This window comes from Pseudolactococcus hodotermopsidis (assembly GCF_011170085.1).
GTDB classification, from domain to species: Bacteria; Bacillota; Bacilli; order Lactobacillales; family Streptococcaceae; genus Pseudolactococcus; species Pseudolactococcus hodotermopsidis.
This window is the reverse complement of record NZ_BLLI01000007.1, coordinates 1-14759: the sequence shown is the minus strand read 5'-3', so window position 1 is coordinate 14759 and position 14759 is coordinate 1. Positions and strand designations below refer to the sequence as shown.

The 14759-nt window shown below is 38.8% G+C and carries 12 protein-coding genes and 1 pseudogene; 3 read left to right on the top strand and 10 right to left on the bottom strand.

The genetic code is table 11. The features are described from left to right. Positions 1–194 precede the first annotated feature (194 nt). Positions 195–4478 (bottom strand): 2-hydroxyacyl-CoA dehydratase, encoded by a 4284-nt coding sequence (locus Hs30E_RS02120; protein ID WP_172207608.1) that lies wholly within the window; start codon positions 4476–4478, stop codon positions 195–197. A 172-nt stretch (positions 4479–4650) separates the two neighbouring features. Here Hs30E_RS02120 and Hs30E_RS02115 point away from each other — a divergent pair, with 172 nt between their 5' ends. Next, on the top strand, positions 4651–5265 hold the full coding sequence (locus Hs30E_RS02115) for a TetR/AcrR family transcriptional regulator (protein WP_172207606.1): 615 nt from the start codon (positions 4651–4653) through the stop codon (positions 5263–5265). A 101-nt stretch (positions 5266–5366) separates the two neighbouring features. Here Hs30E_RS02115 and Hs30E_RS02110 read toward each other — a convergent pair whose 3' ends face one another. From Hs30E_RS02110 to Hs30E_RS02070, 9 genes are all read right to left on the bottom strand, one after another. After that, positions 5367–6545, bottom strand: coding sequence for a M20 metallopeptidase family protein (locus Hs30E_RS02110; protein WP_172207605.1), 1179 nt, complete (start codon positions 6543–6545; stop codon positions 5367–5369). 46 nt (positions 6546–6591) lie between these two features. Continuing rightward, positions 6592–7755, bottom strand: a complete 1164-nt coding sequence (locus Hs30E_RS02105; protein WP_172207603.1) for an ArgE/DapE family deacylase — start codon at positions 7753–7755, stop codon at positions 6592–6594. A 19-nt stretch (positions 7756–7774) separates the two neighbouring features. Continuing rightward, the gene (locus Hs30E_RS02100) at positions 7775–9079 is read right to left on the bottom strand and encodes an MFS transporter (RefSeq protein WP_172207602.1); all 1305 of its coding nucleotides are present in this window, start codon (positions 9077–9079) and stop codon (positions 7775–7777) included. 223 nt (positions 9080–9302) lie between these two features. Continuing rightward, positions 9303–10703, bottom strand: a complete 1401-nt coding sequence (locus tag Hs30E_RS02095; RefSeq protein WP_172207600.1) for a flotillin family protein — start codon at positions 10701–10703, stop codon at positions 9303–9305. 179 nt (positions 10704–10882) lie between these two features. Beyond that, positions 10883–11266 (bottom strand): hypothetical protein, encoded by a 384-nt coding sequence (locus Hs30E_RS02090; RefSeq protein WP_172207599.1) that lies wholly within the window; start codon positions 11264–11266, stop codon positions 10883–10885. Positions 11267–11271: 5 nt separating this feature from the next. After that, positions 11272–11610, bottom strand: a complete 339-nt coding sequence (locus tag Hs30E_RS02085) for a hypothetical protein (protein WP_172207597.1) — start codon at positions 11608–11610, stop codon at positions 11272–11274. A 3-nt stretch (positions 11611–11613) separates the two neighbouring features. Continuing rightward, entirely contained in the window at positions 11614–12348 is a 735-nt protein-coding gene (locus Hs30E_RS02080; protein WP_172207596.1) for a zinc metalloprotease, read from the bottom strand. Between the two features lie 10 nt (positions 12349–12358). After that, a complete protein-coding gene (locus tag Hs30E_RS02075) occupies positions 12359–12964 on the bottom strand; it encodes a class I SAM-dependent methyltransferase (RefSeq protein ID WP_228461970.1) in 606 nt (201 codons plus the stop codon). Then, a complete protein-coding gene (locus tag Hs30E_RS02070) occupies positions 12957–13535 on the bottom strand; it encodes a GDSL-type esterase/lipase family protein (RefSeq protein ID WP_172207594.1) in 579 nt (192 codons plus the stop codon). Before Hs30E_RS02070 ends, Hs30E_RS02075 begins: the two co-directional genes overlap by 8 nt. Positions 13536–13620: 85 nt before the next feature. Here Hs30E_RS02070 and coaA point away from each other — a divergent pair, with 85 nt between their 5' ends. Both coaA and Hs30E_RS11075 read left to right on the top strand, forming a co-directional pair. Then, positions 13621–14541, top strand: coding sequence for a type I pantothenate kinase (gene coaA / locus Hs30E_RS02065; RefSeq protein WP_172207593.1), 921 nt, complete (start codon positions 13621–13623; stop codon positions 14539–14541). 26 nt (positions 14542–14567) lie between these two features. Continuing rightward, positions 14568–14759: pseudogene (locus Hs30E_RS11075) on the top strand (hypothetical protein); the annotation flags it as partial.

Genomic DNA, 14759 nt, shown 5'->3' with positions numbered 1-14759 from the left:
ACTAAAAAAATGATAACTGCACTATTTATTTATGATTAATTGGTTAAATAAATCGAATGAGTTAAATTACCAGAAATTTCACAGTAGCTTTACAGTAACTTTAAATTTTTATAACTTTTTCTATATCGCTATTTATATGAAATAATATTTTTATAAAACTAGCAAAAAACTGCCGTTCAGACAGTTTTTTATCATTATTTCATAACTACTTCTTCAATTGCCATATCTTTTTTCATCTGTTTTTTAGCAGTTGCCATCATCAAGCGAATCCGATTGAGCTGATTGACCACTGAAACAGACGGGTCATAGTCAATTGGCGCAATATTTGCCCGAGGATATTGACGACGCAATTCCTTAATCATGCCTTTTCCAACAATATGGTTAGGCAAACACCCAAAAGGTTGCAGACAGACAATATTATCTACTCTATCCTGTAACAGCTCAATCATTTCACCTGTCAAGAACCACCCCTCGCCCGTGTGATTACCAATGGAGATAACCTTTTGCGTGTCAGCAGCCAAGGCATCAATCGAGTGAATGCCATCAAATCGTTTCGACAGTTTCAATGTCTTATTCATTGGTTTTTCAATCATTTGGATAATGTTAATGAAAGCACGCGCAAAATACTTGCCTTTCTTACCCATACCGAGATGTTCCGATTTCCAAATCTGATTGTAGAGCGAGTAGTTCATAAATCCGATAAGATCAGGTACGACAGCCTCAGCACCCTCAGATTCGATAATGCTAACAATATCATTATTCGCCGTTTTCGAGTATTTGACAAGAATTTCACCGACAACACCAACCCGCGGTTTACGACAATCAAGTAATGGTGTTTCGTCAAATTCTCGAACAATTTGTTTCATGTTACGATTAAACTCAAAAATCGACCCCGATTTAATATTATGTTTTGCTTTTTCTAACCATTTAGCATGTAAACTATCAATTTGCCCCTCAGTTACCTCGTAAGGACGTGTTCGGTAGACAACACGCTCGAATAAATCACCATAGAGCACACCAATAATCACACGCGTCATCATTGGTACCGTCAGCTTAAAGCCAGCAACTTTTTCTGTCCCCTTGTTGCCCATTGACAGCGATACGACAGGGACTTGCGGAAAACCAGCATCTTTCAAAGCCTTACGGAGCAAGGGAATATAGTTGGTCGCTCGACAACCACCACCAGTCTGAGTCATCATAACAGACGTATTATCAACATCAAATTCGCCTGACTCAAGTGCATGAATCAACTGTCCAATACTAATCAAGGCAGGATAACACGAGTCATTATTAACAAATTTCAGCCCTGTATTAATCGACGCCTTATCCTCTGGCAAAAGCACGACATTATAGCCAGATTGTCTGAAGGCCTCGTCAATCAAACCTTCCATATGAATCGGCGACAGCATCGGCATGAGTAAAGTGTGCGTTTTTTTCATCTCCTTGGTAAATGCTGGATGACTTGCAATAATTTCCTTAAAGTCTGACTCGTCTACACTTGGTAACACACCGCGTTTATCACGCTCATTGACCGCAGCTTTCAACGACCGCAAACGAATCCGAACAGCGCCCATATTTGAGCCCTCGTCAATCTTCAAAACAGTATAGAGCTTATTGCGCCCCTGCATGATTTCTTCAACTTGGTCAGTTGTCACAGCATCAAGCCCGCAACCAAAACTGTTAAGTTGAACAAGTTCAAGATTTTTATTCTTCGCCACAACGCGCGCAGCACCATACAACCTTGAGTGATAAACCCATTGGTTGACAACGCGTAAACCACCAACTTCCGCCAAATGCGCAATCGAATCCTCAGTCATCACGTGAAACCCCTCTTGCGTGATAATATCCGCAATCCCATGATTGATTTCTGGGTCAAGATGATAGGGACGACCCGATAAAACAATCGCCTTTTCATTATTGAGATTGATTTTCATCATCAAATCTTCAGCTTGATCACGCAAATCTTGCTTAAAAGCATCCATTTCCTCAAAACCATGTTTGATTGCTTTTTGAACATCTGCTAACGTCACACCGAAAGCCGACAGCGCCTTGTGCAAATTATCAGCCATATTAGCCGAATCTGCCAAGTTAATGAAAGGATGAATATAGCCCACATCGCCATTGCGAATCTCATCAATGTTATTTTTAATCACTTCGGGATAAGACTGGACAATCGGACAATTATAATGATTTTGCGCACTCATATCTTCTTGACGTTCGTACAAAACAGAGGGATAGAAAATCGTTGGAACATCTTTTTCAATCAGCGCCATGATATGACCATGACTAATTTTAGCGGGATAACATACCGTATCAGACGGAATGGTCTCAATTCCTTTTTCGTAAAGTTCCTTGTCTGATTTTGGCGATAAAACAACACGAAAACCAAGGTCAGTTAGCATGGTATGCCAAAGTGGATAATTTTCGTACATGTTTAGTACACGCGGAATACCGATTTCGCCATTGATGGCTTTTTTCTTAGAAAGTGATTTGAATTTGAAAAGTTTTTTATATTTATAATCAACCAAATTGACTTTTTTCTCGCGTTTGTCAAATTTGATTTGCATGGCTTTTTCAGCACCACGTTCACAGCGATTGCCTGAAACGAATTTTGAACCGTCATTGAAAACTGTCAAGGTCATCTTGCACATGTTCTCACATAAACCACAAGTTGTAAATTCTTTTGTCGTTTTGAATTGTTCCAAGTCTGACAAAGCTAAAATTGTAGACGGCGTTGCATCATCTGACGCATTTTCCATCGCAATCAGCGCACAACCATAGGCGCCCATAAGACCAGCAATCGAGGGACGAACAACCTCGCGACCCGAAATTTTCTCGAAAGCACGCAAAACCGCCTCGTTGTAGAAAGTCCCGCCTTGCACAACGATTTTCGTCCCCAAATCTTCGGGACGTTTGACTTTGATAACCTTATACAAGGCGTTTTTGATGACCGAATAAGACAAACCAGCAGAAATATCACCTACTGTTGCGCCCTCTTTTTGAACTTGCTTAACTTTTGAGTTCATGAAAACAGTACATTTTGAGCCCAAGTCAACTGGATGTTCGGTCAAGAGTGCCGCTTGGGCAAAATCACGCACGTCATACTTCAGCGATTTAGCAAATGTTTCGATAAACGAGCCACAACCCGAGCTACACGCTTCATTGAGCTGAATGCTCGACAGCGCGCCGTCATGAATCTTCATCGCTTTCATATCTTGTCCGCCAATGTCAATGATGAAATCAACACCAGGCTGGAAAAAATCGGCTGCTTTATAATGCGCCATCGTCTCAACTTCGCCAATATCAACCTTGAGCGCCGCCTTAATCAACTGCTCGCCATAACCTGTTACAGCTGACTTGGCAATATAAACATTACTTGGCATTTCCTTGTAGAGAAAGGTCATAACATTTAGCACCGAATCAAGCGGATCGCCATTATTTGACCCATAATGCTCAAATAAAATATTCCCCTCATCGTCAATCAGTACAACTTTCGTCGTCGTTGACCCCGCATCAATGCCTAGATAGGCTGCGCCATGGTGGTCAGCCAAATTTTTATGAGCTGCTGACGCTTTAGCATGCCGCGCTCGGAACTCAGTCAAATCAGTTTCATCAGCAAACAAAACTTCCAGTGTATCTTGCGGAATCAGATTATCAGAATTATCATGTTCAAGTTTGGCAATGATTTCAGAGGCTGAAAATTCTGTCGCATTTTCCTCATCAAGCGCTGCCCCCATTGCGACAAACAGTTGTGGATTTTCTGGGAAAACAACATTTTCTGGTTTAATATCAAGTGTTTCGATAAAACGTTTGCGCAGTTCGCTCATGAAATACAGCGGACCACCCAAGAACGCAATATTGCCTTTTATTTTACGCCCAGCTGCAAGTCCTGCCACCGTTTGATTGACCACAGCTTGAAAAATACTGGCTGCAATATCTTCCTTGCGCACCCCCTCATTTAACAGAGGTTGCACATCGGTCTTGGCAAAAACACCACATCGACTGGCGATTGGATAGAGATTCTCATAATTTTTCGCCAAATCATTGACACCCGCCGCGTCAACTTTGAGTAATTCTGCCATTTGGTCAATAAATGCACCCGTTCCACCAGCACATGACCCATTCATCCGCTGCTCCATAGCACCGTCAAAGAAAGTCATCTTGGCATCTTCGCCACCAAGTTCAATCATCACATCAGTTTGTGGAATGAATTTTTCAATGGTCAAAGTTGAGGCAATCACTTCTTGGATAAAAGTCGCGCCAATCACATCAGACAGCCCCATGCCGCCCGAACCTGTGATTGAAAACGTAAACTCAATATCCCCAAGTTCTGCAATCATCTCATTTAAGACTTTTATCGTTGCCGTTTTGACATCAGAAAAATGGCGCTCATAACGCGAGAATTTCATGTCATAATTTTCGTCGAAAACAACCATTTTTACAGTCGTTGACCCAACGTCAATACCAGATTTATACATAAGACTTCCTTATCTTTAAAAACACAACATGATGTTGTATATCTTATTTCTTTCTATTTTACAAGTATTTTGACTTGCGCGCAACCGTCAAAATATGATAAACTGTTGGTAAAGCAACATGATATAACAAAGTGTTGGATAATTTTACAAAATATTGAAAGAAAAATAAAACATGCCTAAAAAAATTGATTTGCGTGTCAAACGCACAAATAAACTTATTACCCAAGCCTTCATCAAATTATTACAAACAAAAACTTTTGAAAAAATAACAATTAATGACATTTCTAATGAAGCAATGATTAACCGCGCCACTTTTTATAGTCATTTTAAGGACAAAACGGACTTATTTGAACAGATTATTGACAAATTTTTGGGCGATTTCACGTCTGTTTTAGACGAGGGAAATCTGATTGACAAAAATTCTATCAATATTAAAAAAATTGAAGAAAATCTAACCAAATTTTTTGAATTTATCAAAGAAAACCCTACTCTCGCCCAAATTACTGTCACTTATAGCAATGCTGAAATGCTATCCAATCGTCTCCTTGCTATTTTATCTGAGCATTATTCCGAGATTTTTGAATCACTTGATGTGCGCAATGAGGCGCTCAAAATTCCCACTGATTTTGTCGTTTCGTATATTGCTAGCATTTTCATCGGCACGCTCAAATGGTGGATTGACCAAAAAAATAACGAGATAACCGCCAATGACTACGCAGCTCTCGTTATTAAATTGATTTCAAATGGGCATTTGACTGTGCTTGGGGTTAATATTAATCGGGATTAAAAACAATTCTTGTTATTCATCATTTTCATGAAAAAATAAAAGCGCAATTTCAAGCTGAAATTGCGCTTTTATCTCCATTAGAATCAAATCAACTACTTACTTCATCCCTCAATCATCAAATCTTTAACCAACTGAACAAACACAGCGGTCCCAACAGGCAAAGCATTTTCATCAATCTTAAACTTAGGATGATGATTGAAATAACCGTAACCGTCTTTGGCAAGACCGCCGCCAAGTCCAAAGAAACAGCCAGGTTTGACATCAGTATAGGCAGAAAAATCTTCGCCACCCATGAGTGCTGGCAACTCAAAGACAGCTTCTTCGCCAACAACTTTGGCGGCACTCACGCGTACCAAGTCCATTTCTGTTTTAGCATTTTGAACTGAGCTATAACCATATAAGAAATCAAAGTCATAAGTCGCACCATAAGCATCACAAATGCCTTTAACTGTTTGTTCAACCATATCACGCATTTTCGTGCGAATTTCAGGATTGCGTGTCCGAATACTTGCTTTAATTATTGCTGTATCTGGAATAACGTTGTGCGTTTCGCCCGCTTTAAATTCTCCCCAAGAAATCAAAGCTGGATCCAATGGCGAAATACGACGTGCAATAATATTATTGACATTTGAAATAATTTCAGCACCAATCGTAATCACATCAACTGAGGTTTCGGGTACACTAGCATGCGCCCCAACACCGTGAATCGTCAAATTTAGTGTATCAGAAGATGCCGTCAAAGCGCCATATTTGTAACCAATCGCTCCAGTTGGAAGTAGCGGGAAAATGTGCAAACCGAAAACCTGATCCACATCATCCATAACACCCGCCTTGACAAACTCTTTTGCGCCACCAGGTGGCACTTCTTCAGCAGGTTGAAAAAGGAATTTAATCGTCCCAGCAATCTGTGCTTGCATTTGCGTAATAACCTTAACAGCACCCAACATCATAGAAGTGTGTGTATCGTGTCCGCAAGCGTGCATCACAGCCTCATTTTCAGAAACAAACTCGACATCAGCTTCTTCCCTAATAGGCAAAGCATCAATGTCAGCACGCAAAGCAATTGTTTTACCAGGTTTGCCACCTTTCAAAATGGCAATCACGCCAGTCGGTGTCGGGCGTTGCAATTCCAAGTTCGGAAAAGTTTCCAAGATTGAGATAATGTATTTTGTCGTCTCAAATTCTTGGAATGACAATTCTGGATGTGCATGCAGATGACGACGCCAAGCAATCATCTCTTTAACAGGTAATTGTGCCAATAATTCTTCTTTTGTAGCCATTAAAGCCTCCTAAATTTGTATTATCTATATTTTAACAAGATTTAACTTAATTTTCAAGAAAATAACGTTTTGCGACCGTCTCATAAATGTCAATCGCCCGATAAAAATCGGCAATTTTGACAAATTCGTTGGGTTGATGGGCATATTTGGTTTCAGCTGGTCCGAGTATTAAAATCGGCAAGTCTTTTTCTAGGCGACTAAACTGCGAACCATCTGTATAACCTGTGATACCAAATAAAGTGACGGGTTCATTTTTGATTTCAGAAACGACTTTTTGGGCTAACAAGGCGAACTCATCGTCCAATGCCGTTTTCATTGACGGTAAATCATTGATATAGTTGACTTCTGCCTTAAAATTCGGTACGGTTTGTGTCAAGTCAGCAAGCAATTCAGCAAATTGTGCTTTCAAATCAGCATGATTTTGCGATTTTATCGTGCGAATGTCAATCTCAACTGTACATTTATCTGGGACAACATTTGTGCCAAAACCGCCATTCATTACATCAATACTTGATGTCGAAGCACCAACTAAATCGTCAATACTGCTTGCAAAATCAAATTTTTCCTTAAATTTTGCTAAGACAAGTAACATGTGTTCAATGGCATTAACACCCGTATTTGGCATAGAGCCGTGCGCTGTTTTGCCATAAGTCGTTATCCGCGGCCAAAGTGCGCCTTTATGCGCAACAGCAATTCCTAAATCTGTCGGCTCACCGATAATCAGTGCATCAATATCATCAACCAAGCCGTCAGAAACTAGGGCACCAGAACCAATAGCAGCGGTTTCCTCACCTGCTGTTGCAATGAATTTTATCGTGCCTTTAAAGTTAGCACCCGCATGTTTCAAACGAATCAAAGCTACCACTTGAGCAATCAAGCCTGCTTTCATGTCGCAAGTGCCACGACCATAGAGTTTACCGTCGGCTTCAATCGCTGCAAAAGGCGCAAATTCCCAAGGAATGTCGCCAGCTGCCACCACGTCCATGTGACCTGAAAATGCCAAAGTTTTTCCGTCGCCTTGTGTTCCTTCTAAAGTCGCAATCAGCTGACTGCGGTTAGCGCCATTATTTTCAAAAATAATTTGCTGGCAAGGTATGTCGTGCGCCTCAAAAATTGTCTGCAACTTATCGGCAACAAGCTTTTCATCGCCTAAAATGCTCTTGATTTGAATCACTTCTTTTAGCAAAGTCAAAGCGGCTCGATTATCCATATCTCACTTCTCCTAAATCTTATAATTCTTGCTGTGATAATTCTTCGAGTTCAGTCATTGCTGGTTCTTCATCAATAGGTGTATAATCTTTTGGCACGAAACGGATAGCTAAGGCAAACAATAAACCTGTAACCAAGAAAAATGTGAAAACACTCGCATAACTACCTGTTTTTTCAACCAAGAAACCAATCAGATAAGGTGCAATGAAACCTCCTAAAATACCACCAGTTGCCACACACGCATAGCTAGGCGCAAATTCAGCTGGTTTGAAACGTTTCAAAGGCAAACTCATAAGAATGACAAAGCCCGCAGAATAACATAAGTCGCCAATCGCTAGACAAAGTGTAATCGGCCACATGTTAATTGCCCCACCATGTGGAATTTGATAGGCAAGAAACAAAGCAATCGAACCGATAATCGCAAAAATTGTAATCGCATCACGCTCTTTATCCGCAAAAAATTTCCCGATAATATAGCTACCACCAAGTGACCCAACAAGGAAGAAAATACCGATAAATGATGTCATATTCCCTTGTTGAATCAGGCTAAAACCGACTTTATCGCTCGTCAGAAACGATGGTGTCCAGTTAATCACACCATACATAACCGAATTGACGAGTAAATCGCAGATAAACAAGAACCAAACAGTTCTATTTGCTAAAATTTTGCCCAGCGAGACTTTTTCAGCTGCTTTTTTAGCAGTATTAGCAACAGCAGCAGTTTTATTATTTGGAATAACAGCAATTAAAATCAAACTGATGAGGATAGCAATAATTGTCAAAATCAGATAAGTTTGCTTATAGCCAAGATTTTGAACAGCTGGCGAAACCAACTTTGGTCCAAGAACACTTGCAATTCCTGAAGAACTAATCAAAATCCCTTGTGCAAAAGTTCTTTGTGAAACAGGGACACTTGATTGAACTTCTTTACTAGCACTTTGAGCATAGCCTGAGTGAGCAATCGCACCAGACAGAAAACGAATCAGCATGAAATAAATCACTGATGTGCCAAAACTAAATAAAGCTGCAAATAAACCTAGCGCAAACACACTAAAAATCAAAATTTTCTTTGAACCAAGTTTGGCATTTAAAAAGCCAACAGGCACTTGCATAATCGCGTAACCGAGGAAAAAGGCGCTCATAATCATACCTTTTTGAGAGGGTGTAATGCCGAGTTCTTCCGACATTGGCACAAGACTAATACCGATAGATAATTTATCAATATAAATCATCGTGTAGCCCAAGAACATCGAGGCAATGAGTAGCACTGTGTGTAAGGTGTTTTTTTCCTTAACCACTGTGGCGTTGCGGGTTGTTGTTGTCATAGGTAAATGTTTTCTCCTAAAATAGATTGTTTTTATGTTGCGAATGTTGTGAAAATTCAACATAATTATTTACTTAATTATATCATGATATTGTTTAACTGAAAAGCAGTAATAGTTGAAAAAAATAAATTTTTATCAAAAAATGTTGCCAAAACCGAACAATAAAAAATAACAAGATAAGACACAAATAAATGTGTCATTCCCGCTATTTTAAACCGTCAAATTAAATTTCCTCTGCTTTATTTTCAGCCTCAACACTCGCAGATACTTTTTTATCAGAAACTGTTACTAAACCAGAAGTTCTCTGGTCAATAATTTGATTCAAATCAACACCCGTTGCACTCTTAACAAAGGCCATTGTTTGCGCAATTCCCGCAACTGAATTATCCGTTACCCCTTTAGTACCATTGAAAACAGTCATGTTATCAATGTTTGACAAAGGTTCAGACAAGGCTTTGGCAAGTTCAGGCAAAAGTGCGATGATTTGTTGGGCAAGAACGGCTTGACCGTTGGCTTCCATAGCTTTAGCTAATTCTGTTTGAACGCGCGCCTCTGCTAAACCTTTTGATTGAATCGCTTCGGCTTCAGCGTTACCGATTGCTTTGATTTGTTGGGCATCAGCTTCAGCTTTGGACTTAATCGCTTTAGTTTCAGCATTTTGTTTAGTAACAATCGTTGCCTCAAATTCTTTTTCAGCAACTTGAACTTTTTTAGTCGCAACTTCTGCGGCTTTTTCTTGTTCAATAATCGCCACATCCCCTTCGGCTACGGCAACTTCTTTTTTCGCTTTTGCTGTTTCTAGTGCGAGCGCTTGTTCTGCTATCGCTTTAGATTCCGCAGCTTCTTTGTCATTTTTTGCTTTGATAATTGCTGTTTCTTTTTCAAAATTCGACACGTGTTGCGCTTTTTTCTGCTCTGCTTCTTGCGCTGCTTCTTCATTTTCAGCCGCTACTTTACGCATATCAAAGTCAGCAATCGCAATCGCATTGGCAGCTTCACGACGTTTATCAGCAATATCTGCCTTATAAGTCGAGCTATAAAAGCCATTATCATCAGAAATATTAGTAATTGTAAAACCAGTCACTTCAAGACCAAATTTGCCCATTTGATCTACCACATTATTCAAAACAGATTCAGAAAAGCCTTGTTTATCTTGTACCAATGCAATTGGTTCCATCTCTGCTACAATCGTTCTGATTTGACCACGAACCATTTCTTCTAATTGCTCACGTAACTCTTCACCTGATAACCCCAAAATCTTTTCAGACGCGATAGCAATCATCGGTTTTGGCGAACCTACACGCAAAATAGCGGTGGCATTAACATTTACTGGAACCATTGTTTTACTCTGAGTATTTGAGACTGTGACATCAATTTTCATCGTTGTCAAACTCATGGAAGTTGCTTGTTGCAAGATTGGGATGACAAAAACGCCGCCACCTTTGACAATTTTAACTCGTGAATTTGTTTCCTGATTAACTTCAACCGAACTGCCTGAAAGCGCCGCTCCCGTGATAATCAAAGCCTCATCAGGCGCTGCTTTTTTGTAACTTGCAATGAGGACAATGAGAAAAACGAACAGCACAAGCGCTGCAACAATGATTGTCATAACTTTTGTATCCATATTTTTTTACCTTTTCTTTCTAAATTCTTAATATTTTCTAGCCTTAATCAATGTAGAATTGACTAAAAGTTACTTCTAAATTATAGTATAACAGTCTCCATTACTCCTCTCTCTCATTTTCTCTTCACCACACAATACTATTTTCCGATTAATAAATTTTTCAAGTCATTCCGCCATCTCTACTCCCAAATTCGCTGATTTTCAAGTTCAGCAATTTGCCGATCGAGCATTGCTCGCTCAGATTTAAGTTCTGCCAACTTTTCAACTTGCATCGTTTCATTGATTGTCGCACAATAACTTGCGATTAACGCCGTCAGATTTTCAAGTGTCTGATCAATGAACTGCTCCCATTTTTGATCAAGCAAGCCATCAATTATCAACGCGTCATTTGATTTTGCTGACTCAATGTTACCATAAGCTCGACCGCCCAACTCAAATAAACCATTTGCCGAACTATGATTAACATCCAACACCTGCAAGTTCAAGGTTAAGCGCTTCGAGCCTGAGGTCTCTAAAACTTTTTGTAGCTCTAAGATTTTCTCCTTGTCATGATTTACTACCATTTTATTTACTCCTTTATTATTGTTTTGTTAATTTGTTCAAGCAACCAATCAGCAAGTTTTAGCTCAATTTTAAGTTCGCCTAAGTTTGACATATTTTTACTCATCTTGCTTTGATTTAAAATCTCTAAAGCCTTGTCAACATTTTCCTCGATATAAAACGTATGAGCTGCGATAACTCGCTGATAATTCATCTGTTTTTGCTTCAATGTTTTCTGGACAATATTATCTTGCCAAAGCTTTGCAAGTCGCACATCAGCAGGATTTTGCACACATAAATTAAAGAGCAACTCTGTTTTTAGCCAAAGTTGATGAGGCAAGATATAGACATTCAATTCACGCCACATTTTCTATAAAATAACCGTTTCATGTTCAAAATCAAGCATTTCTAAAGCCTTAGCAGCATTTAAAATAATTTGATAATCTGTGAAATGACTACGAATAAGCCCATCATTATCAGAAAAAACTTTAAAATAGCTCGCAGGGAAATCACTATAATTTTTCCCTTGAGTGAATTGATAATTAATCGCTAATTGTAGAAATAGAAAGTAGCGATTCTTCGGATATTTCGAGAGTAATTTGACATTCATGCCGTCATTAAAGCCATAAGGAATACCATTTAACAAAGCACATAAAAAACCAACAGTAGAAAAAATAGCGATGTAAGGGACTAAAAAGCTCAAAATTAAACCAAGTAAACTAACAATCAGATTGGCAAGAACGCCACCCAAAAGATAACGTTTACAAGGGAAATTATTCTCGCTATAATCAGGTGGTATCATCAGACACTGCCCCAATGTTCCAGCAACTTTTTCTCGCTTTAAAGAAACCTTTCCCCTTTCATTCCAAACCCACATAAATGAAAAAATTCTAAAACTAAGCAACCAATAACCAGACATACGCCCCAAAAACGCATGTCCCGCTTCATGAATGATGAGTTGCAGAACGTAGGAAAGCACTAAAACGATGACAAAAATAAAGGGATTGATTTTTTTAGTGATAATCAACACCATAAGAAATGCGCCTAAAATGCCACAAGCAAAGAAATAAAGTAAGGCATAGATAAGTTTTATATATTTTTTCATCTATAAACTCTTAATCTTCTCTAGCAGATTGTAAAATAAAATATCCTTTATCTTTTTTAATAACATCACAATTTCCAAAAACATCAATCATTTTCGCCTTGGCACTCGGTGCGCCCTGCTTTTTTTGAATGACAATGGTCAATGTTCCATTTGGTTTGAGATACTCAAAAGCACCAGAAATGACACCATGAACAATCTCTTTCCCCGCACGAATTGGCGGATTTGAGACAATGTTGTCAAATGTTCCCGTCACATTTTCATAGAGATTAGATTGAAATATGTCAACTGATATATCATTTTTGAGTGCATTTTTTTCTGCCAAGGCAAGCGCTCTCAAATTAACATCTGTCATTGTTGGCAATACTTTCTGCACTTTTGCCAAAGTCAGACCAATTGGGCCATAACCGCAACCAAGATCCAGTAAAGTCGAATTTTCTGAAAATTCAACCGATTTTAACAAAAGTTGGCTACCAAAATCAATCGCTTTCTTACTGAAAACACCCGAATCTGTCAAAAACGACATTTTCTGCCCAAGTAAAACGACGGCCAACTCATGAATATCATGTGCTGCATCAGGATTTTCAGCATAATACATCTTTGGAAATTTTTCAGTCATGAGATTTTTCCATCTCCCGCGTCCTCACATTGACAGCAATCAGCGATGTTACCAGTTCATAGCCGACACGCGTGAAATGCAGGCCATCTGCGCCAACAAATTCATCAGAACCTGGATAAACAGTCATAGCATGATTAAGGTCAAGGATTTGTGCCCCTGTTTGCTCACTAGCTTTTTTTGCTGCAGCAACATATTGCGAAACATTGGCATTACTGCGCCCAACCATTAACTGCGTTTCAGCAATCGCCTCTTCATTAACATAAGGTGTTGTCAAAAATGTTGTTTTCTCAACGCCCAAAGCTGTCGCAAATTTTATCAAATTTTCAGTAAATTGTTCTGGCGAAACATCATGATGAATTGCCGCATCATTGGCACCAAAAAAAATAAAATTATAGTCGGCATTGGCAGGAACAACTTGTACCAAACGCTTTTTAGCGACAGATGTATCTTCGCCAGCAACCGCAAAAAGTACAACCTCGCCTGGAACTCCCATCTGTTCCAAAAATTTCTCAGTCAACGTTTTCATCTCGACTTTTGTTGAAATCGAGTCACCAAATATAGCGATTTTCATATTTTCCTCTTTCATACATAAAAGTTCTAATATTTCTTATCCCTATTTTAACATAAGAAAACGTTTTTATGGTAAAATAACTTTTATGGAAACCGAACTAATTAACTATGATAAAATTACACGTCATATTTGGCAAAATCTCTATAAAAAAACATTGCCAACATTGACAGAAAAAGAACTTGAAAATATCAAGTCAATCAATGATGAAATCAGTCTGCAAGATGTCAACGATGTCTATCTACCACTGATACAGCTTATCCGCATCTACAAAAAAACGATGACCGACCTGACTTTCTCAAAAGGGCTTTTTCTGCAAAAAATCGCTCACACGCAACCCTTTATTATCGGTATTTCAGGCTCTGTTGCTGTCGGAAAATCAACCATAGCACGCTTGTTACAGCTGCTTTTAGCAAGAACGTTTAAGACGGCACATGTGGAACTTGTAACGACAGATGGCTTTTTATACCCCAACCAAACTCTGATTGACAAAAAACTCCTCGACCGCAAAGGTTTTCCAGAATCTTATGATATGGAAACACTCATCACTTTTTTATCCGAAATAAAATCTGGTAAGGATGTCGAAATTCCTGTTTATTCACATGAAACTTACGATATTTTACCCGATAAAGAATTAGTCAAATCACCTGATATATTGATTATTGAGGGGATTAATGTTTTTCAAAGTACTCATAACAAGCACTTATATATCAATGACTTTTTCGATTTTTCGATTTACGTTGATGCAACTGAAAGTAATATTGAGCGTTGGTACTTAGAACGATTCAAGACTTTATTAGAACTTGCCAAGAAAGATACCAGTAATTATTATCATCAGTTTACAACATTATCCCAAGAAGAAACGCTGAAAATGGCAAAAGAGACTTGGAAAAAGGTAAATTTGGTAAATTTACGTGAGTTCATCGAACCAACTCGCAGTCGGGCGGAAGTCATTTTGCACAAGGACAAATCACATAAAATTGATAAGATTTATTTGAAAAAATATTGAATTAATGAGATAGTGACAAAATAAAAATGGCAAAATTTACACCTTTTTATTCACGTTCTTTACGAAAGTGGACAACTAGTCGAAAGTTGGCTGAACAGCTGATTAATTACAGTCCGATACTCTATCAAGGCTGGCAAGTCTTACAACTAGCAAGTAGCTATTTCAGGAACAAGGATGCTCAATCATTTTTCGCTTTGATTGAGTCGCTCAATACAGAG

Excerpts from the sequence above, each read along its gene's own strand:
- coaA (WP_172207593.1), top strand. The coding sequence starts at position 13,621 with ATGGAAACCGAACTAATTAACTATGATAAAATTACACGTCATATTTGG.
- Hs30E_RS02115 (WP_172207606.1), top strand. The coding sequence starts at position 4,651 with ATGCCTAAAAAAATTGATTTGCGTGTCAAACGCACAAATAAACTTATT.
- Hs30E_RS02070 (WP_172207594.1), bottom strand. The coding sequence starts at position 13,535 with ATGAAAATCGCTATATTTGGTGACTCGATTTCAACAAAAGTCGAGATG.
- Hs30E_RS02110 (WP_172207605.1), bottom strand. The coding sequence starts at position 6,545 with ATGGCTACAAAAGAAGAATTATTGGCACAATTACCTGTTAAAGAGATG.
- Hs30E_RS02090 (WP_172207599.1), bottom strand. The coding sequence starts at position 11,266 with ATGGTAGTAAATCATGACAAGGAGAAAATCTTAGAGCTACAAAAAGTT.
- Hs30E_RS02075 (WP_228461970.1), bottom strand. The coding sequence starts at position 12,964 with ATGACTGAAAAATTTCCAAAGATGTATTATGCTGAAAATCCTGATGCA.
- Hs30E_RS02120 (WP_172207608.1), bottom strand. The coding sequence starts at position 4,478 with ATGTATAAATCTGGTATTGACGTTGGGTCAACGACTGTAAAAATGGTT.
- Hs30E_RS02085 (WP_172207597.1), bottom strand. The coding sequence starts at position 11,610 with ATGTGGCGTGAATTGAATGTCTATATCTTGCCTCATCAACTTTGGCTA.
- Hs30E_RS02105 (WP_172207603.1), bottom strand. The coding sequence starts at position 7,755 with ATGGATAATCGAGCCGCTTTGACTTTGCTAAAAGAAGTGATTCAAATC.
- Hs30E_RS02080 (WP_172207596.1), bottom strand. The coding sequence starts at position 12,348 with ATGAAAAAATATATAAAACTTATCTATGCCTTACTTTATTTCTTTGCT.
- Hs30E_RS02095 (WP_172207600.1), bottom strand. The coding sequence starts at position 10,703 with ATGGATACAAAAGTTATGACAATCATTGTTGCAGCGCTTGTGCTGTTC.
- Hs30E_RS02100 (WP_172207602.1), bottom strand. The coding sequence starts at position 9,079 with ATGACAACAACAACCCGCAACGCCACAGTGGTTAAGGAAAAAAACACC.